The sequence below is a fragment of the Bradyrhizobium canariense genome (assembly GCF_900105125.1).
In the GTDB taxonomy this organism is placed as follows: Bacteria; Pseudomonadota; Alphaproteobacteria; order Rhizobiales; family Xanthobacteraceae; genus Bradyrhizobium; species Bradyrhizobium canariense_A.
In genome coordinates, this window is the sequence record NZ_LT629750.1 from 5719421 (window position 1) to 5737496 (window position 18076).

The 18076-nt window shown below is 62.5% G+C and carries 18 protein-coding genes and 1 tRNA gene; 15 read left to right on the forward strand and 4 right to left on the reverse strand.

The features are described 5' to 3' along the window. Positions 1-252: 252 nt before the first annotated feature. The 5 genes from BLV09_RS27095 (at position 253) to BLV09_RS27115 (ending at position 3984) form a co-directional block, all read left to right on the forward strand. Complete coding sequence (locus BLV09_RS27095; protein WP_146689583.1) at positions 253-894, forward strand: FMN-binding negative transcriptional regulator; 642 nt, start codon at positions 253-255, stop codon at positions 892-894. A gap of 192 nt (positions 895-1086) precedes the next feature. Further along, on the forward strand, positions 1087-1821 hold the full coding sequence (locus tag BLV09_RS27100; RefSeq protein WP_244548830.1) for an adenylate/guanylate cyclase domain-containing protein: 735 nt from the start codon (positions 1087-1089) through the stop codon (positions 1819-1821). A gap of 132 nt (positions 1822-1953) precedes the next feature. Then, a tRNA-Arg gene (locus tag BLV09_RS27105) sits at positions 1954-2030 on the forward strand. A 60-nt stretch (positions 2031-2090) separates the two neighbouring features. Beyond that, the gene (locus BLV09_RS27110; RefSeq protein ID WP_433994359.1) at positions 2091-3173 is read left to right on the forward strand and encodes a Dyp-type peroxidase; all 1083 of its coding nucleotides are present in this window, start codon (positions 2091-2093) and stop codon (positions 3171-3173) included. Beyond that, on the forward strand, positions 3166-3984 hold the full coding sequence (locus BLV09_RS27115) for a family 1 encapsulin nanocompartment shell protein (protein ID WP_146689584.1): 819 nt from the start codon (positions 3166-3168) through the stop codon (positions 3982-3984). Before BLV09_RS27110 ends, BLV09_RS27115 begins: the two co-directional genes overlap by 8 nt. 71 nt (positions 3985-4055) lie before the next feature. On the opposite strand, the gene BLV09_RS27120 is transcribed toward BLV09_RS27115, so the two are convergent. After that, on the reverse strand, positions 4056-5438 hold the full coding sequence (locus BLV09_RS27120) for an MFS transporter (protein ID WP_146689585.1): 1383 nt from the start codon (positions 5436-5438) through the stop codon (positions 4056-4058). 93 nt (positions 5439-5531) lie between these two features. Between BLV09_RS27120 and BLV09_RS27125 the strand changes: the two genes are divergently transcribed. Further along, a complete protein-coding gene (locus BLV09_RS27125; protein WP_146689586.1) occupies positions 5532-6227 on the forward strand; it encodes an alpha/beta hydrolase family protein in 696 nt (231 codons plus the stop codon). Between the two features lie 100 nt (positions 6228-6327). Continuing rightward, the gene (locus BLV09_RS27130; protein ID WP_146689587.1) at positions 6328-7029 is read left to right on the forward strand and encodes a haloacid dehalogenase type II; all 702 of its coding nucleotides are present in this window, start codon (positions 6328-6330) and stop codon (positions 7027-7029) included. A gap of 13 nt (positions 7030-7042) precedes the next feature. On the opposite strand, the gene BLV09_RS27135 is transcribed toward BLV09_RS27130, so the two are convergent. Both BLV09_RS27135 and BLV09_RS27140 read right to left on the reverse strand, forming a co-directional pair. Then, positions 7043-7825, reverse strand: a complete 783-nt coding sequence (locus BLV09_RS27135; protein WP_146689588.1) for an SDR family oxidoreductase — start codon at positions 7823-7825, stop codon at positions 7043-7045. 49 nt (positions 7826-7874) lie between these two features. Continuing rightward, entirely contained in the window at positions 7875-8849 is a 975-nt protein-coding gene (locus BLV09_RS27140) for a 2-dehydropantoate 2-reductase (RefSeq protein ID WP_146689589.1), read from the reverse strand. A gap of 240 nt (positions 8850-9089) precedes the next feature. Here BLV09_RS27140 and BLV09_RS27145 point away from each other — a divergent pair, with 240 nt between their 5' ends. The 4 genes from BLV09_RS27145 to BLV09_RS27160 all read left to right on the forward strand — a co-directional run bounded on the left by BLV09_RS27145 (position 9090) and on the right by BLV09_RS27160 (position 12847). Further along, the gene (locus BLV09_RS27145; protein WP_146689590.1) at positions 9090-9917 is read left to right on the forward strand and encodes a phytanoyl-CoA dioxygenase family protein; all 828 of its coding nucleotides are present in this window, start codon (positions 9090-9092) and stop codon (positions 9915-9917) included. 45 nt (positions 9918-9962) lie between these two features. Beyond that, positions 9963-10757: an acetoacetate decarboxylase family protein gene (locus BLV09_RS27150; RefSeq protein ID WP_197684982.1), complete on the forward strand. Its 795-nt coding sequence runs from the start codon at positions 9963-9965 to the stop codon at positions 10755-10757. Positions 10758-10844: 87 nt separating this feature from the next. Continuing rightward, on the forward strand, positions 10845-12086 hold the full coding sequence (locus tag BLV09_RS27155) for an ABC transporter substrate-binding protein (RefSeq protein ID WP_433994360.1): 1242 nt from the start codon (positions 10845-10847) through the stop codon (positions 12084-12086). A 5-nt stretch (positions 12087-12091) separates the two neighbouring features. After that, positions 12092-12847 (forward strand): SDR family NAD(P)-dependent oxidoreductase, encoded by a 756-nt coding sequence (locus BLV09_RS27160; RefSeq protein ID WP_146689591.1) that lies wholly within the window; start codon positions 12092-12094, stop codon positions 12845-12847. A 14-nt stretch (positions 12848-12861) separates the two neighbouring features. Here BLV09_RS27160 and BLV09_RS27165 read toward each other — a convergent pair whose 3' ends face one another. Then, positions 12862-13641, reverse strand: coding sequence for an IclR family transcriptional regulator (locus BLV09_RS27165; protein WP_146689592.1), 780 nt, complete (start codon positions 13639-13641; stop codon positions 12862-12864). A gap of 241 nt (positions 13642-13882) precedes the next feature. Here BLV09_RS27165 and BLV09_RS27170 point away from each other — a divergent pair, with 241 nt between their 5' ends. From BLV09_RS27170 to BLV09_RS27185, 4 genes are all read left to right on the forward strand, one after another. Beyond that, positions 13883-15247 carry an FAD-dependent oxidoreductase gene (locus BLV09_RS27170; RefSeq protein ID WP_146689593.1) on the forward strand — a complete coding sequence of 455 codons (1365 nt, stop codon included), beginning with the start codon at positions 13883-13885 and terminating at the stop codon, positions 15245-15247. Positions 15248-15461: 214 nt separating this feature from the next. Next, positions 15462-16445 (forward strand): ABC transporter substrate-binding protein, encoded by a 984-nt coding sequence (locus BLV09_RS27175; RefSeq protein WP_146689594.1) that lies wholly within the window; start codon positions 15462-15464, stop codon positions 16443-16445. A 3-nt stretch (positions 16446-16448) separates the two neighbouring features. After that, complete coding sequence (locus tag BLV09_RS27180) at positions 16449-17222, forward strand: ABC transporter ATP-binding protein (protein WP_146689595.1); 774 nt, start codon at positions 16449-16451, stop codon at positions 17220-17222. Beyond that, positions 17215-18051: an ABC transporter permease gene (locus BLV09_RS27185; protein WP_167558894.1), complete on the forward strand. Its 837-nt coding sequence runs from the start codon at positions 17215-17217 to the stop codon at positions 18049-18051. Before BLV09_RS27180 ends, BLV09_RS27185 begins: the two co-directional genes overlap by 8 nt. Positions 18052-18076: the final 25 nt, after the last annotated feature.

Consider the following 18076-nt stretch of genomic DNA (forward strand, 5'->3'; position numbering starts at 1 on the left):
TTGAATTTGGAGACGCTTTCAACCCGGCGATCAGCAAGTCTCGCCGCTTGGCTCGTGTCGAATGTCGTCGTGGCGCTGATGTGTGACAAGTCGTCGCGCGAGATGCGTTTTGAAGGTCGGCGATCATGTCATCGTTTTTGACGTGACGTTTGGGCGCCGGCATCCGCTGCCGACGTGGATCATATCGGATGCAGATTCCTGGTAATTTGATTATATCTGGCCGAGATCAGAAATCAGCTCGAAGGCCACCTCATGTACCAGCCTGCCGCTTTTCGCGAGGACCGTCTCGAAGTCCAGCACGAACTGATCCATGCGCATCCGCTGGGATTATTGATCACGGCGGGGCCGGCCGGATTGATCGCAAATCCGTTTCCGTTTTTGTTGGACCCTCAAATTTCCGAGAAAGGCACGCTGCGCCTTCACATCGCGCGGGCCAATCCTCAATGGCGCGAGCTCGAAACGGTCGAAGAGTGCCTGGTCGTGTTCCAGGGTCCGCAGGATTACGTGACGCCGTCCTGGTATGCGACCAAGCGCGAAACCGGAAAGGTCGTCCCGACCTGGAATTATGCCACGGTCCATGCCTGGGGCCGTCCACGCATCATCAACGATGACGTCTGGCTGCGCCGCCAGCTCGACGATCTGACGTTGAGCCGGGAAGGCCGCCGGCCGGCGCCCTGGAAGGTCGATGACGCGCCGCCTGATTTTGTCACGGCGCAGATGAGGGCCATCGTCGGCGTGGAGATTCCGATTCTCCGGATCGAAGGCAAGTGGAAGATGAGCCAGAACCGCCCCGAGGCGGACCGGTTGGGCGTGATCGCCGGATTTAGCGAGGCGGGCGACGCCGGAGAGCCGCTGGCCGCACTCGTCGCCGAGCGCGGCGGTTTGTTGAAATAGGTGCGCGAGATTTTACCGCGGGTTGGAGGCGGTGCGGGCGCGTCAAGATTTTACTTCGACAGAGGCTTTACTTTGACAATTGGTCCCGGCGGATACTTAATCGCATCGTAAGAGGCATTGGCGCTGCCTTCGCGCCAAGGGGCGAAGGCCCGGTCTCGCCAATAGCCGTCATCGCCTGCGGATGCTGAGGTCATGACGCCGCACCAGGCCAGGATCTGCATCGGGTGTTGGCAGCAGATGCGCCTGCCGGTGCCGCTGCGCGGGGTGCTCTCGGTGCCATTTCGCGCGTTCGGCATTCGTCCGAGCAAGATGAATCCCAATACCTGTACGATCTGCGAGCTGATGTTCACGAAGGTGATGCGAGCCCGAAAGGTCACCACCGACGCGACCGTGCTGTTCGCCGATCTGAGGGGCTATACCAGCCTGTCGCAATCGCTGTCGCCGGACGCCATTTCGGGATTGCTCGACGCATTCTACGACCAATGTGCAGGCGCCATTTGGGAGCATGACGGGCTGCTCAACAAGACGATTGGCGACGCGGTCATGGCCGTCTTCAATTTTCCGATCAGAACCGAGGATCATGCGAAGAATGCGGTGCGCGCCGCGCGCGAGATCCAGCACCGCTGGCGCCGCGAGCGCCAGTCGCTGGTCGAAGGACTGGGCCTCGCCCCTGCGGATTTGGGGGTGGGAATCGGCATTGACACCGGCGAACTCAGCTTCGGGGAATTCGGCCGCTCGCACCGCGACCCGACCGCGATCGGGACCGTCGTCAATACCGCTTCCCGGGCGCAATCCGCCGCCGGCGCCGACCAGATTCTTGTCACGCGGGAAGTCTGTCAGCGTGCCCAATCGGATCTCGTGGGTAGCCAGGCAAGGACGTACCAGTTGAAGGGTTTCGAGGCGCCGATCGCGCTTTATGCCGCCTGACCCTGATCCCCGGGGTCAGCCGGATCGCTGATCCCCGGGGTCAATTTGACTACTGATCCCCGGGGTGGCGATCTGGCATTCGCTCTGATATTCATCCTTCAAGCACCCGCCGCTACCAGCGGCGGGTGCTTCGGTCCCGTAGCTCAGCCGGATAGAGCGACGGTTTCCTAAACCGTAGGTCGGAAGTTCGAGTCTTCCCGGGATCGCCAATCAAGTTAGCCCGCAAACCCTGCTTCCCTCTGCAATGCCACCCCGCGGAACGCGATCTGATGATGACCGGGCCTGAAACAGGAGCTGACGCGGGGACGGTCCCGCAGCCCGTATCTGCGCCGCTTTCACGCGCCGCGATCTTCCTGATCTTGACGATAAACCCCGGTTCCGAAAATCGTTCGACCTTGCGGTCGTTCTGCGCCGACCTCGCGGGGCTTTTGCGTGCGGTGGAATTTCGTGACATCGAAGCCGGCTTGTCCTGCGTGATGGGGATTGGCTCCGAGGCGTGGGACCGTTTGTTTGGGGCGCCGCGGCCTGCGGAGTTGCATCCGTTCCGGGAGATTCGCGCCGGCGGCCGCCACGCGGTCTCCACCGCGGGTGACCTGATGTTCCACATCCGCGCCAAGCGCATGGATCTGTGTTTCGAGTTGGCGGCGCAGATCATGGAGCGGATCGGACCCGCGGTCACGACGGCGGACGAAGTCCACGGCTTCCGTTACTTCGACGACCGCGATCTTCTCGGCTTTGTCGATGGAACGGAAAATCCGCGGGGCGCGGCCGTGATCGACGCCGCGCTGATCGGCGCGGAGGATGCAGCATTCGCCGGCGGCAGCTATGTCATCGTGCAGAAATATCTTCACGATATCGGCGCATGGAATGCGCTGTCGACAGAAGCGCAGGAACGCATCATCGGCCGCAAGAAGCTGTCCGACATCGAATTGGACGACGCCGTCAAGCCGACCTCGGCGCACAGCGCGCTGACGACGATCGAAGAGGACGGCAAGGAAATCAAGATCCTGCGCGACAACATGCCGTTCGGCCGGGTCGGGCAGGGTGAATTCGGCACCTATTTCATCGGCTACAGCCGTTCGCCTCGGGTCACCGAGCAGATGATCGAAAACATGTTCGTCGGCCGGCCACCCGGCAATTACGACCGGCTGCTCGACTTCAGTCGCGCGGTCACCGGCAACTTGTTCTTCGTGCCGTCGGCGACGTTTCTCGACAACGTCACCGACGACGGACAGCCGGTTGAGGCGCCGCCCGCTGCGGCACCGGTGGTCGAAGACGCGCAATCCATCCCGTCCATGCCCGATGGTTCCCTCGGCATCGGCTCCCTCAAAGGAGATATCCGACATGAATAATCTTCATCGCGAGCTCGCCCCGATTTCCGATGCAGCGTGGGCCGAGATCGAGGAGGAAACATCACGCACCCTCAAGCGCTATCTCGCCGGACGGCGCGTGGTCGATGTGCCGGCGCCCGGCGGCGCTGGTCTCTCCGCTATCGGCACCGGTCACTTGCAGACGATTACGGCCCCGGCGGATGGCATTCTGGCGCGGCAGCGCCAGGTGAAGGCATTGGTCGAGGTTCGGGTTCCGTTCGAGCTGGACCGGCAGGCGATTGATGACGTGGAGCGGGGCGCAGAGGACTCGGACTGGCAGCCGGCAAAGGACGCGGCGCAGAAGATCGCGTTTGCCGAAGACCGTGCCATCTTCGACGGCTATGCCGCCGCGGGTATCGGGGGCGTTCGTCAGGGCACCAGCAATCCTGTGATGACGCTCCCGGCCGATGTGCGGGAGTACCCTGATGCTATTTCGCAAGCGCTGAGTCAGTTGCGCCTCGTCGGCGTCAACGGCCCCTACTCGGTGCTGTTAGGCGCCGATGCCTATACGGCACTCGCCGAGACCAGCGACCATGGATATCCGGTGCTGGAGCACGTCAAACGATTGGTCAACGATCAAATCATCTGGGCGCCCGCCATCGCCGGTGCCTTCGTGCTGACCACCCGTGGCGGCGATTTCGAGCTGGATATCGGCCAGGACGTCTCGATCGGCTATTTGAGCCACTCCGACACCGCGGTCCGCCTCTATCTGCAGGAGACATTCACGTTCCGCCTGCTGACCACGGAGGCCGCTGTGGCGCTGGCGCCGCCTGCCAAGGCGCCAAAGGGGTAACGGGGCTCTATCGATATTCTGCACGCCGCGCCTGCAAGCGTCGCGACGTCTCATGCTTCAATTGGAATGACTCATCCTTCCAATTGCGCTGCGGGATGAGCCGCTGCCGCTTGCCGCTGCACGCCGCGAAACGTGCTGCCCACCACCACGATCGAGAGCACCGCAGCGGCGATGATGTAGAATGCCGGCACCAGCTTGCTCCCGGTCATCCCGATCAGCCAGGTGACGGTCAAAGGCGCGAAGCCGCCAAACACCGTCACGCCGACATTATAAGAAATCGCCATGCCGGTGGAGCGTACCTCGACCGGGAACAGGCCCGCGAGCAATCCCGGTCCTGGGCCCTGCAGCAACCCGAACACGGTGAGCACCACGAATTGGGCCAGGAACAATCGCGCAAAGCCGGGCGCGGCCAGCACATAGGCGAAGAACGGGTAGGAGATCAGCGCGGAGATCGCGGTGAACAGGAAGAACATCCGGTAGGGCCCGTAGTGGTCGGCGAGCCAGCCGCCGAGCACGCAGGTGCCGATGCCGAGCGCGGAAGTCACCGCGACGCCGAGCAGACCCTGCCACAGCGGCAGATGCAGTTGCTCGACGACATAGGTCGGCAAATAGGTGTTCCAGATATAAGTGAGCGAGGTGCCGATGATCGTCAGCCCGATGGCACTGATCAGCGGCAGCCAGTGGCGCTGCAATACCTCGCGAACCGGGGCGCGCGCCACATCCGCTTTGTGTTGCAGCAGTTGCTGAAATTCCGGCGATTCCGCCAGCCGATATCGCACATAGAAGCCGAACGGCCCGACCAGCGCGCCGATCAGAAACGGAATCCGCCACGCGCCGGCCTGCACGGTGGACGGCGGGAACGTCAGCAGCACGCTGAGGCCGACAGCGGTCGCCAGCACGCGGCCGAGCGCCTGAGAGGACATCTGAAAGCTTCCGAATGTCATTCGCCGGTTCGGCGGCGCGTACTCCACTAGCAGCGCGGTGGCGCTGGCGAATTCGCCGCCGATCGAGATTCCCTGCACCACGCGGCCAAGCACGACGATGATCGGGGCGGCGATGCCGATGGTAGCGAATGAAGGCGTCAGCCCCAGCGTCAGCGTGCCGAACGCCATCATCACGATCAACAGCGAAAGCGCCCGCTGCCGCCCGTAGCGGTCCGCATAGGCGCCAATGACAATGCCTCCGATCGGCCGCACCACGAAACCCACCGCAAAGGACGCGTAGGTGAGCATCAGCGACAGATTGCTCTCGGACGGGAAGAACACCTTGGCGATGATGCTGGCGAAATAGCCGTAGGCGACGAAATCGAACCATTCGAGCCCGTTGCCCAGGATCGACGCCAGCACTACCCGCCGCCGCATACGGCGCTGGGCTGCCGCCGCATCGTTCGGGGTCGTGAGCGAGATGCCGGGATCGATCGGGCGTGATGAATCGGAGAGAGGTTCGGATGTCATCGCTGTGTCAGTTCCCGCAATTCGATATCGAGCATCGGCGAGCCAAGGTGATACACATTGGCGCCACACACAACCAGAACCGGGTTGTCCGCCATGCCAGAGATTCGCAATACGCCGCCGTTCAGCGCCCAACGGCTTGCCATCGAAGTGGGAAATGGCGCTGCCGTTTCGGCGCTTTTGATCCGGCCGCCGCAGGCGCGCGCCTGTTTCGTCTTCGCCCATGGCGCCGGCGCCGGGATGAGCCATCCGTTCATGGAGACGGTTGCGAACGGCCTTGGCGAGCGCGGCGTGGCGACGTTGCGCTATCAATTCCCGTATATGGAAAAGGGCAGCAAGCGGCCCGATCCGCCGGCGGTCGCGCAAGCCAGCGTGCGCGCCGCGGTAACGGAAGCCGGGCGATGCTGCGCTGGGCTAGCTTTGATTGCGGGCGGCAAATCGTTCGGCGGCCGCATGACGTCACAGGCGCAGGCAGCCATGCCGCTGGCCGGCGTCCGCGGGCTCGCATTCCTGGGCTTTCCGCTGCATCCGGCAGGCAAGCCATCAAGTGATCGGGCCAAGCATCTCGCCGATGTCCACATCCCGATGCTGTTTATGCAAGGCACTCGCGACAATCTTGCGGAACTGGCTCTGCTTGAACCTGTTGTGACCGGCCTCGCGCCATCCGCGTCGTTGCATCTGATCAAGGACGCCGATCATTCCTTCCACGTGCCGGCGCGCTCGGGCCGAAATGATCGCGAGGTCATGAGCGAAATGCTGGATATTTTCGCGGCGTGGATCGGCAAGCTATAAACGGCGCGCGCTTGAGATGTCGTGCCCTCTATAGGAAAGTGATGCGACTGGAAACGGGCGGTCAACAAGATCGTTCGAAGGAATCAAAGGGGAGGCCGCCGTGAGCTACGAGTCCATCAAGAACCATGTGAAAGTCTGCATGTTCGATCAGTACGGCACGGTGGTCGACATGCAGGGCGGGCTCACGGCCATCGCCACGCCGTTTCTCAAGGAGAAGGGGTGGAATGGAGATCCGAATTCCTTTGTGACCTGGTGGCGGCGCACGCATTTCGAGAACTCGATGATCGATGCGCTTCTGCATCGCGAGCACACCCCCTATCGCGAGATCGGGCACCGCGCCGTCGCGCATGTGATGGATCGGGCAGGCATCAAATATACGAAGGAAGACGTCAGCTATCTCGTCAGCGAGATCGAGAAGCTCAAGCCGTTTCCCGAGGTGCCGCCGGCGCTGGATAGGCTGCGCACGAAGTACAGGCTCGTCGTGCTATCCAATGGCGATCCCGATATGCTGGAGACCGCGAAGCAATATCACAAGGTTGCGTTCGATCGCGTCATTTCGGTCGCTGAAGCAAACTCATTCAAGCCGCATGTCGCGACCTATACCAAGGCCGTCGAACTGCTGGGGCTGAAACCCGATCAGATTCTCTTTGTCGCCAACCACGCTTTCGACTGCATCGGCGCGAAGTCCGCGGGAATGAAGACGGCATTCATCGACCGGCGCAGCAGGCCGTTCGGCGAAACCCCGCATCAGCCGGATATTCTGGTGCCGACCATGAAAGACCTCGCGGACGCCATTGCCTGAATCAGCGTTTGAATCAGCGCGCACCTTGCGCGCCATAGATCTTGTCGCGCAGCCGCCGCATCCCCGTGATCCAGCGATCCCGGCTGGAGGCTTTCCGCTGCATGTATTCGTGCACCTGCGGATGCGACAGGATCAGGAAACGCTCGGCTTCCATCGCCTCGATCACCAGGCGGGCGACTTCGGCGGGAAGCATGACGCCATCGACCCGCGCGGCACTGGGACCGGGTGTCGTCATGGCCGTTTGCACCGACTGCGGGCAAAGCACGGAAACGCGGATGCCGCGATCGCCATATTGAATGGCGAGATGCTCGGCGAGTGCCACCGCGGCGTTTTTGGTCACGCCATAGGGCATGGAATTCAGGGACGCTAAAAGCCCAGCCGCTGATGCGGTATTCAGTAAATAACCGGATCCGCGCGCCAGCATGCCGGGCACCAGCGCACGCGCCGCGAAAACGTGACTCATGACATGGACGCGCCAGCTGACGTCCCAATCGGCGTCCGATGCACTCTCCTGTCCCTTTCGCGACAGCCCGGCATTGGAGAAGAAGATATCGATCGGTCCAAACTTGGCTTCCGTCGCGCAGATCAGCGCCTGGATGTCGCTTTCCTCTCCGACATCCGCGGTTACGGCGAGGCCGTCGATATCACCTGCGACAGCAGCGAGCCGGTCACGCGACGATTTGAGATCGGCAACGACGACACCGCGCGCACCGGCCGCAGCGTAGGCGCGCGCCACAGCCTCGCCAATTCCGCCTGCCGCTCCGGTAACGACGCAGACCTTGTCTTTGACATGCATGCGATGACTTCCTGATCTGTCGTGATCGTGTTCGCTGAAGGGGCGGCATTCACCCTTGGTAGAGCCCTTTGTCCCGCGCCTTTTGGATGGCGAGGCCTGCGAGCAGGTCGAGCATCGGCGTTGAGAGTTGCGCGGCCCTGGCAAATGCCGCCGGCGCGCGGACCAGCACATCGATCTCCATCGCGCGGCCGAGTTCGTAGTCCTGCAGGATCGAGGGCTTGTGGTCGGGGGCAGGGCCGGTGCGGGTGACGCGCTTGACTTGCGGACAACAGCTTTGCGCCACGGCATTGGCCTCATCGAGCAAATGCGGGATGACGTCGCGCAAAGCCGGTTCGTCCCGCACCGCGCGCGCGGTCTGCCCGGTCAACAGGCACAGCACCGACATCGACATGTTGGTCAACAGCTTGGACCAGATCGTCTCCCTGATCTGCGCAACAGGGGGCGAGTCGATCAAGGCGTCCTTGAGTGCGGTTCGCAGCCGTTCGATCCGCTCGGTCGCGCGATCGTCGCATTCGCCGACCAGCAGCCTGTTCCGGTCAGGGGAAAGGTTCGCGACTGTTCCGGGCGCGACGATCTCGTTCGACGAAAAGATCACGCCGCCGATGATCTGTTGTTGCGGGATCGCGGCGCGCAGCCGGCCGCCGGGATCGAGAAAGGAAAGGTCCGGAGGCGGCGGATGATCCGGGGAAAGCCCGAGGTCGTACCACCAGGGAATGCCGTTCTGCGCGAACACCACGGCGGTGTCGTCGGCAAGCAGGGGCCGCAGACCCGTGACCAGGCTGCTCTGGCCGGTCGCTTTCAGGGTGCTGATCACAATATCCTGGGCACCGAGCGTGGCCGGATCGTCGGAAGCCTTCACCTTGGCCTTGAATTCGGCGCCTCCGACCCGAAGCGTCAGGCCGCCAGCCTTTACGGCTTCGAGATGCGGCCCGCGCATCACGCAGGAGACGTCATGTCCGGCGAGCGCGAGCCGCACCGCAAGATGGCTGCCGACGGCTCCGGCGCCGAAGATGCATATTCGCATGGAATGGATGTCCTGTAGGGGGCGGGCTGGTGTCAGCCCAGTTTCCACAAAGCGTGCCGGCGGCGCAACCGCCCGCAAGATCGGAGGCATGCAGGAACCGTCGGCTGCAATACGCCGAGCGACAAGCCCAACCTTTGCGCTGCCCATCGAACGGGCAAATTGCCGCCTGAGCGCTTGACTCGCACGAAAAATCTGATTTCATATATGCAATAGTAAAATCATATATAAAATGAGGAAACGATGACAGCTCTTTCCGACGCGGCGCTCGCTCGCTACCGAGAGCACGGCTACTACGCGCCCATCCGGGTGATGTCGGATGCCGAGGTCGGGAATATTCGTCGAAAGCTCGAAGCGCACGAGGCTGCGCATGGCGCGCTCAAGGGATCGATGCGTCACAAGAGCCATCTTCTGTTTACCTGGCTCGATGGCCTGATCAGGCATCCCGCGATCCTCGATGCCGTGGAAGGCGTGATCGGTCCCAACATTCTGTGCTGGAGTTCCACCTTCTTCATCAAGGAAGCCCGCGATCCCGGCTTTGTGTCGTGGCATCAGGACTCGACCTATTGGGGGCTGGATCCGGCCGATATCGTCACGGCGTGGGTCGCGCTGTCGGAAAGCACGGCGGAGAACGGCGCCATGCGCGTCATTCCGGATACGCAGAAGCTCGAACAGGTCGCGCATCGCGACACCTTCGACGCCAATAATCTTTTGACCCGGGGTCAGGAGATCGCGGTGGAGGTCGACGAAAGCAAAGCCGTGATGCTCTCGCTGCAACCCGGAGAAATGTCGTTGCATCACGTCCGGCTGATCCACGGGTCCGATCCCAACCCTTCCGCCAAGCGCCGGATCGGATTCGCCATCCGCTATCTCCCGACGCATGTCCGGCAGGTCGTCGGAACGCGCGACAGCGCGACGCTGGTTCGCGGGGTCGACAATTTCGGCAATTTCGAGCCGGAATACCAACCGGCCCACGATCTTGCCGATGCTGCGCTCGCCTTCCACGCCCAAATCATGGGTGACCAGCAGAAGGTGCTGATGCGAAACACCCAGGCCGGAGCGATGCGCTGAGCCACGGCCCGCGTGAGTCAGGTATCGACCGGAGGAAGAGTTGTGATGACAGACCTCGACGACGACAAGCGCCATATGTTCGGCAAGTACCAGTTGAAGCCGAACAGCGGCGTTAACCCGCCGTACTCGCCGGCCTATCCCGTGGAGTGGGGTTGCGCCTTGCGGACGGTGGAGATCATGACGCGGGTTGCGCCGTCAAAGCTAAAAACCCTGTTGGCGGATACGCCGTTCGAAATCGTCAATGATCGCGTTGCGTTCCGGTTCATGCTGTCGCCAGGCCATTCAATGGCCGTGCATACCGGACAGATGTTCGATCTGATGATCACCGTTCCCGTTCGCTACAAGGACCTTTTCACCGAAACGCACATCTTCATGTACTGCAGCGACCCGATGGGTATCTGCGCCGGCCGGGAAGTTTTTGGCTATACCAAGAAGGACGCCCATTATGCGTTCGACGAGCGCCCCGACGGCTCGATTACGGGATGGGTCAAGCGGCGCGGCATTCCGCTGGCGGATTTCAGCTTCACGCCGGACGCGGATGCGCCGATCGTTCGCATTGTCGATGGCAAGGAACAGCCCGGCGGCGAAATTCACGTTCGCCGCTTGCCTCATCCGGCGCGTCTGGAGACTGCTTATGCTGACATCGCCTATCGGCGCACGCCCTTGAAATACTCTGCGCCCTTGGCCGGGCGCGCCACCATGACATTGCACCCCTGCATCTACGATCCGATCGCAGATCTCGAACCGGAGATACTGGGCGCGCACTTCATGGTGTCCGACGTCTATGGCGGCGGCTTTGAAGTGGAGGACCGGCGCCTGATTGAGCGCCTGACTCCGTAACAACAATGACCGGCGCGCAAAGCACGTGCAGGCGTCAACAATCGGTATCGAGAAATAGCTCGAGCCGAACAACAGGGAGGCTCGACCATGGAACGGCTCTATCCGCTAAGCCGCCGCCGGCTACTGGCCGGCGCCGGCGGACTTGCGTTGTCTATGAGCAATTTTGCCGCGCGCGCGGATGACGCGACGCCATTGCGTCTCGGGGTGCTGACAGACATGTCGAGCCTGTACGCCGACATTACCGGTCCCGGATCGGTTGTCGCAGCCAAGATGGCGCTCGAGGACTTTCTGGCCTCGCCGCACCAGATCAAGCGTCCGATCGAAGTGGTCAGCGGCGATCACATGAACAAGGCCGATCTCGGCGCCAACATCGCCCGCGAGTGGATCGACCGGAACAATGTGGATGTCGTCATCGATGTTCCGAATTCCGCCGTCGCGCTGGCCGTGCGCAACGTCGTTCAGCAGAGCAACAAGGCGTTGCTGGTCTCCGGCGCCTCGTCGTCCGACCTGACCGGCAAGGCGTGCTCGCCGAACCTCGTGCACTGGAGTTACGATACCTATGCGCTTTCGTCGGGGACCGCGCGTGCCGTCATCGCCGAAGGCGGCAAAACCTGGTTCACGTTGACAGCCGACTATGCGTTCGGTCATGCGATGGAGAAGGAGGTCAGGACTGTCGTCGAGAAATTGGGTGGCACGGTTGTCGGTGGCGTTCGTGCGCCGATCAACACCCAGGACTTCTCGTCCTTCCTGCTCCAGGCACAGGCGTCCAAGGCCCAGATCATCGGGTTGATCAATGCGGGTGGCGACACCATCAACTCCATCAAGCAATCCGTCGAATTCGGGATCCAGCGCGGCGGCCAGAAGGTCGTCGCCACGGTTCTCTACCTCAGCGATGTCCATTCACTGGGGCTCAATGTTGCGCAAGGGCTCCAGTTCACGGAATCGTTCTACTGGGATTTAAACGATGGAACGCGCGCCTGGGCCAAGCGCTTCGCCCCGCGCAATAACGGCAGGTATCCGACCGCCATGCAGGCTGGCGTTTATGGCGCCACGCTTCATTATCTGAAGGCCATAGATCAACTCGGTGCGTCCGGCGACGGCAAGGCCGTGGTGGAGGAAATGAAGAAGCTGCCGACGGACGATCCGCTTTTCGGCAAGGGCTCCATTCGCGCCGACGGCCGCAAACTGCACAATATGTACTTGTTCGAGGTCAAGAAGCCGGACGAATCCAAATATCCCTGGGATTACTACAAGCTGGTCAAGACGATTCCGCCGGCCGAAGCCTGGCGACCCCTTGAAGAAGGCGGCTGCGATTTTCTCAAATCATGAAAGTGATGATCGAGACAGATCGGCCGGTGGCGTTGGTCACCGGCGGCGGAGGAGATTTGGGCCGCGCCATCGCGCTTCGGTTGGCGCGAACCTGTGCAGCCGTCGCGATCGTCGACATCGACGAACGTTCCGCCGATGCGACCGCAAGGCTGGTAGAGGCCGCCGGCTGCAAGTCGGTGGCCATCCGCGCGGACGTCTCAAGCCCGCACGAGACGGCGGCCTTCGTCGATGCTGTTGAAGGCACGCTCGGGCCGATCGGCATTTTCGCCAATAATGCCGGGATCGAGGGCGTCGTAGCGCCGCTGCATGAATACCCGGATGAAATCTTTGACCGGTTGCTTGCAGTCAACGTGAAGGGCGTCTTCCTCGGGCTGAAACATGTGCTGGCGAAGATGACGCCCCGCGGACGGGGCGCGATCGTCAATACCGCGTCGACATCGGCGATCCGCGGTCGTGCCGGACTTGCCGGCTATGTCGCGTCCAAACATGCCGTGCTGGGGCTAACGCGGACGGCGGCGCTGGAGGTGGTGGGGACGCGAATTCGGGTGAACGCGGTGCTTCCGGGGCCGATCGAATCCCGGATGATCCGGAATCTGGACGATCAGGCCGGCCGCAACGCGTCGGGCCTTCGCAGATCAGGCTCGGCCCGATATGGCAAGCCGGAAAACATCGCCGATGTCGTCGCATTCCTTGCCTCCGACGATGCATCGCATGTCAACGGAGCGGCCTGGGTGGTGGACGCGGGTATGACGGTTCCGTAGAGCGACGCCGCGGCTCAGCCGATCACGCCGGCGCCGATTTTTTCCGAGACGATTTTCGCAGCGTTACGAAGCTCGCTCGCGATGCTGGCGGCTTCTGTGGCGGGAATCCTGTCTTGCCGAACCAGCGGCACGGTCAAGGCCGCGACCGCGCGCCCGGATGCCTCGGTGATCGGGCAGCTGTAAGCGAGAATCCGCGTATAGCCGTCGTCGTTGGAAAAATTCCCGCCCTCGGAAGATATCCGGTCCAGCGCCGCCAGCGCCTTCTTGCCGCTGATGCGGTCATAATCGGCGATGACATCGGCTAGCTCCTGTCGCCGGCTTTCGAGCTGGAATGCGGCCAGCACTTTCGCCGACGCGTATTGCTGAGTGAGGGGAAAAACCGCGCCTACCTTGACCGACCAGCCCATCAGCCATTCCGGTTCGATGCGCGCGATCACCATGAATTGTTCGCCATGCAAAACCGTGAGATGGCACGACAGTTGGACGCGGCCGGCCAGCTGCTCCATGACCGGAAGCGCCGCCTGCAACAGCCTTTCGGTCGGCGGAAATTGCGAGGCGATCCGGAATAATTTCAGCGTCAGCGTATATTCCGCCGTGGCCGGATCGCGGGTGACGTAGCCGCGCCGCTCCAGGGCGACCAGCATCCGGAATATCTCGCTGACCGAGCGACCGACGCGCTCGGCAAGCTGCTTCTGGCTCAGGCCGTGCGATTCCGCGGCCAGCGCTTCGAGCAGGTCGAGCCCTTTCTCCAGCGCCGGAGCTCCCGGCTGGACTGCCTTCTTCGCCTTCTTCATGTGCTGGCCATTTTCCCCCAAATCCTGACAGAACGTCTGAACGACGCGCTGCCCTGATGCAACCGACAAAGCAGATCATTGTGGATGTACGCGATCCCCCAAGCGACGAAAAGTTGCCTGCATGGAATGCGGAATTGTTACCGAAGGAATAGCCGGCCGATCACGGCTCAGCCCTTTGGCCCGATAGCAAAACCTGTTAGCCCAAGGCATGATGTTTGGCCAACCGTCCGGGAACTGTATTTTGTCCTCCCAAACCATCGAAGAGCCGGCGCGGCAAATTCCGCTCTATGGCGAATATGAAGTGGCCGTGCTTGGCGGCGGGCCCGCGGGCATCGCGGCCAGCGTCGCCGCGGCGCGTGCAGGCAAGCGCACGCTGCTGATCGAGCGCTACGGCTTCCTCGGCGGCATGGGCACCGCGGCGGGGGTGACGAATTTTTGCGGGTTGCATGCCAATGTCCATGGCGAGATGCATCGCGTCGTGCAGGGCGTGGCTTCCGACCTGCTCGCGCGCATCGATCATCTGGGCGGGTTGAATGCGCCGCATCTGATCCTCGGCAAGATCCTGGCGCAGGCCTATGACACCGCGGCCTACAAGATCGCGGCCGATGATCTGCTCGCGCATCACAAGGTCGATATCCTCTTTCATGCGCTCGGCGCCGGCGTGGTGATGCATGACAAGAGCCGCATCAATGCGCTGATGGTCGAGACCAAGGCGGGCCGCCAGGCGGTGCGCGCCGGCATCTTCATCGATTGCTCCGGCGACGGCGATCTCGCGGCCTGGGCCGGGGCGCCGTTCGAGGTCGGCGACAATGCCGGCAGCATGCTCTATCCCTCGATGATGTTCCGTTTGAACGGCATCGATCCGGACAAGGCCGGCGAAGCCTGGCGGACCATCCCGGCGCTGATGGAGCAGGCGGAAGCGGCGGGTACGCATCATTTCCCGCGCAAGGCCGCGATCGTGCGGCCGCAGCGCTCGCAGATCGAATGGCGGGTGAACTTCACCCAGCTCGCGCGCAAGGACGGCACCGCGATCAACGGCCTCGAACCCGATGATTTGACGCGCGGCGAAATCGACGGCCGCCAGCAGGCGATCCGCGCGTTTGAATTTCTGCGCACGGTGCCGGGATTCGAGAAATCCTACATCGTCGACCTGCCGCCGCAGCTCGGCATCCGCGAAACACGGCGCGTGGTCGGCGGCTATATGCTCAGCGGTGACGACGTGCTCGGCTGCGCCTCGTTTGACGACTCGATCGGCGTCAATGGCTGGCCGATGGAATCCCATGTCGCGGGCGACGTGATCTTCAAGTTTCCGCCGATCCCGGAATCGCGCGGCTTCAACGAATTGCCGTATCGCATGCTGATCCCAGAAGGCATCGACAATCTCCTGGTCGCCGGCCGTTGTGCCTCGATGACCCATGAGGGTCAATCGGCGGCACGCGTGTCCGGCGCCTGCTTTGCGATGGGCGAGGCCGCTGGTCTTGCGGCGTCCTTGGCACTGGATGGCAATGCGACGCCGCGCGATATCGCGGTCGACAAACTGCAGAACGAATTGAAACAACAGGGCGCCTTTATCGGGCTCGATCAAAGCGTGCCCGTTGGGTTTTAGGGGCTGATTCATGAATTTGAAATCGTTGCGGATGATGTGTGCCACCTCTCCCATAGGGAGAGGTCGGATCGCATCGTATGCGATCCGGGTGAGGGATTACGGCCCAACGATAGACCTCAACCCCTCACCCCAACCCTCTCCCAACGGGAGAGGGAGCGTTCAGTCGTTGCTGAGACATCGCAGCTTTAAAGCGCATCCCGGAGTTGCAAGGCTGATGTTGACGGGCCTGCTGGCGCTGACGACGATGGGTATCGCGCGCGCCGACGACCTGCTGAAAGCGAAAGTCGGTGTGCTGCGGCTGTCATCCTCGGCGCCAGTGTTCATCGCGCAGGACAAGGGCTATTTCCGCGACGCCGGCCTCGATGTCGAGCTGAAATTCTTCGATGCCGCGCAGCCGATCGCGGTCGCAACCGCCTCGGGCGACGTCGATTTCGGCGTCACCGCGTTCACGGCCGGGCTTTATAATCTCGCCGGCAAGGGCGTGTTGAAGGTGATCGGCGGCATGAGCCGCGAGAAGGCGGGCTTTCCCCTGATCGGCTATTTCGCCAGCAATAACGCCTATGCCGCAGGTCTCAAGACGCCGAAGGATCTCGCCGGCAAGCGTATCGCTGTCACGCAGGTCGGTTCGAGCTTCCACTATTCGCTCGGCCTGCTCGCCGACAAATACGGTTTCAAGCTCGGTGACGTAAAGGTGCTGCCGATGCAGTCGCTGTCGAATGCCGCCGCGGCGTTGAAGGGCGAGACCGTCGATGCGGCGCTGTTGCCGGTCTCGACCGCGCGCAAACTGATGGATGACAATGGCGCGAAACTGCTGGGCTGGGTCGGCGATGAAACGCCATGGCAGCTCGGTGCGGTGTTCGCGTCGCCGAAAGCGCTCGCCAACAAGGCGCTGGTCACAAAACTTCTCGGCGCGCTGGAGCGTGCCGACCGCGAATATCACGACGTGATCCTGGCTGCCGTTACCGACGGCAAGGCGCCGATCAATGACAAGACCAAACCGCTTCTCGAAATCATCGCCAAATACACCAACCTGCCGGTCGAGCAGGTGGTCGGTAATTGCGCCTATATCGATCCCGACGGCAAACTCGACGTCAAGAATGTCGCCAACCAGATCGGCTGGCTGCAGGAGCAGGGCTTTGTCGACAAGGGATTTACGGCGGATGCGATCATCGCCAAGGACTATGTGAAGCCGGATTGAGTCATGGACCTGATCGCCAACCATATCAGCCATCGCTTCGGCGCGCTCGACGTGCTGGACGACGTGTCGTTCACGGTTGGTGCTGGCGAAGTGGTCGCGATCGTCGGGCCGTCCGGCTGCGGCAAGAGCACGCTGCTGTCGATCCTCGGCGGCCTGTTGCGACCGAGCGCGGGCGTGGCGGAATTGCGCGGCGCGCCGCCGCCGGGCAGCCTCAACCCGCTGACCTTCGTGTTCCAGGATTTTGCGCTGCTGCCGTGGGCCACGGTCGAAGAGAATGTCGAATTTCCGCTGCTGCATTCCGGTCTCGGCACAGCCGAGCGCCTCGGGGTCGTCGACGATGCCCTGAAGCGCACGGGTCTCTCCGATTTCCGCGCCACGTACCCCAAGCAATTGTCAGGCGGCATGCGCCAGCGCGTCGGCATCGCGCGGGCGCTTGCGGTGCGGCCTGCAATCCTGCTGATGGACGAGCCGCTGTCGGCGCTGGATTCGCAGACCCGTGAATTGCTGATGGAGGATTTTGTTCGCCTGCTCGCCGATGGCGCGATGAGCGCGGTCTATGTGACGCATAATCTGGAGGAAGCGGTCCGGCTCGCCGATCGCATCGTGGTGCTGTCGCGGCGGCCCGGCCGTGTCCGCGAGGTCGTCACCATTCCCATGACGCGTGGCGAGCGTGGTGACGTCAATGCGCGCGGCCAGTTGCTCGCGTTGCAAAACCAATTGTGGTCGCTGATCCGCACCGAGGCGATCGATGCTGAGCGGGAGGTCCAGCATGCTTGACCGCTCGAACCGGCGGGATGATCCGCCGCAGACCAATTCAACCACTGAAACACGACCCGTCGCGTTTCGCGGCGCGGGCTTTGCCCCGAAAGCGGGTCGCCGCGCCGGCTGGATCGCGCTGGCGCTGGTGATCGCGTTCTGGCAACTGGCCGGCAGTGCCGGCTGGGTCAATCCGCTGTTCCTGCCGGCGCCATGGGCGATCGCGCGCGCGATCTATCAGCTCGCGATATCGGGCGCGCTTTGGCAGCATCTGTCGTATTCGATCATGCGGATCGGCGCGGGATGGATCCTCGGCACCGTCGCCGGCGTCATCGTCGGATTCGCGATCGGTCTTTCAGGCCTCGCCCGCGGCATCGGCATCACCTTTATCTCGGCACTGTTTCCGATTCCGAAGATCGCGCTGTTGCCGCTGCTGATCCTGTGGCTCGGCATCGGCGAAGAGCCGAAGATCGCCACCATCGCGCTCGGCGTATTCTTCTCCACCGCGATTTCGGTCTACAGCGGCGTCGATGCGGTGCCGCGCAACCTGATCCAGATGGCACAGAGCTTCAACGTGCCGTTTCACGCCATCGTGCGCCGGGTGATCTGGCCGGGGGCGCTGCCCTCGATCCTTGCGGGATTCCGCATTACCGCATCGATCGCGCTCTTGCTGGTGGTGAGTGCCGAGATGATCGGCGCCGAGTTCGGCATCGGCGCCTTCGTGCTGCAGGCCGGCAATCTGATGCAGACCGATCAGCTATTGGCCGGCGTCGTGATCCTGTCGCTGTTCGGGTTGGCGGTGGGCAAATTGATCAACTGGCTGGAAACGCGCCTGCTGCACTGGCGCTAGAGTTCGGCTGGAATGCCGTTCGGGA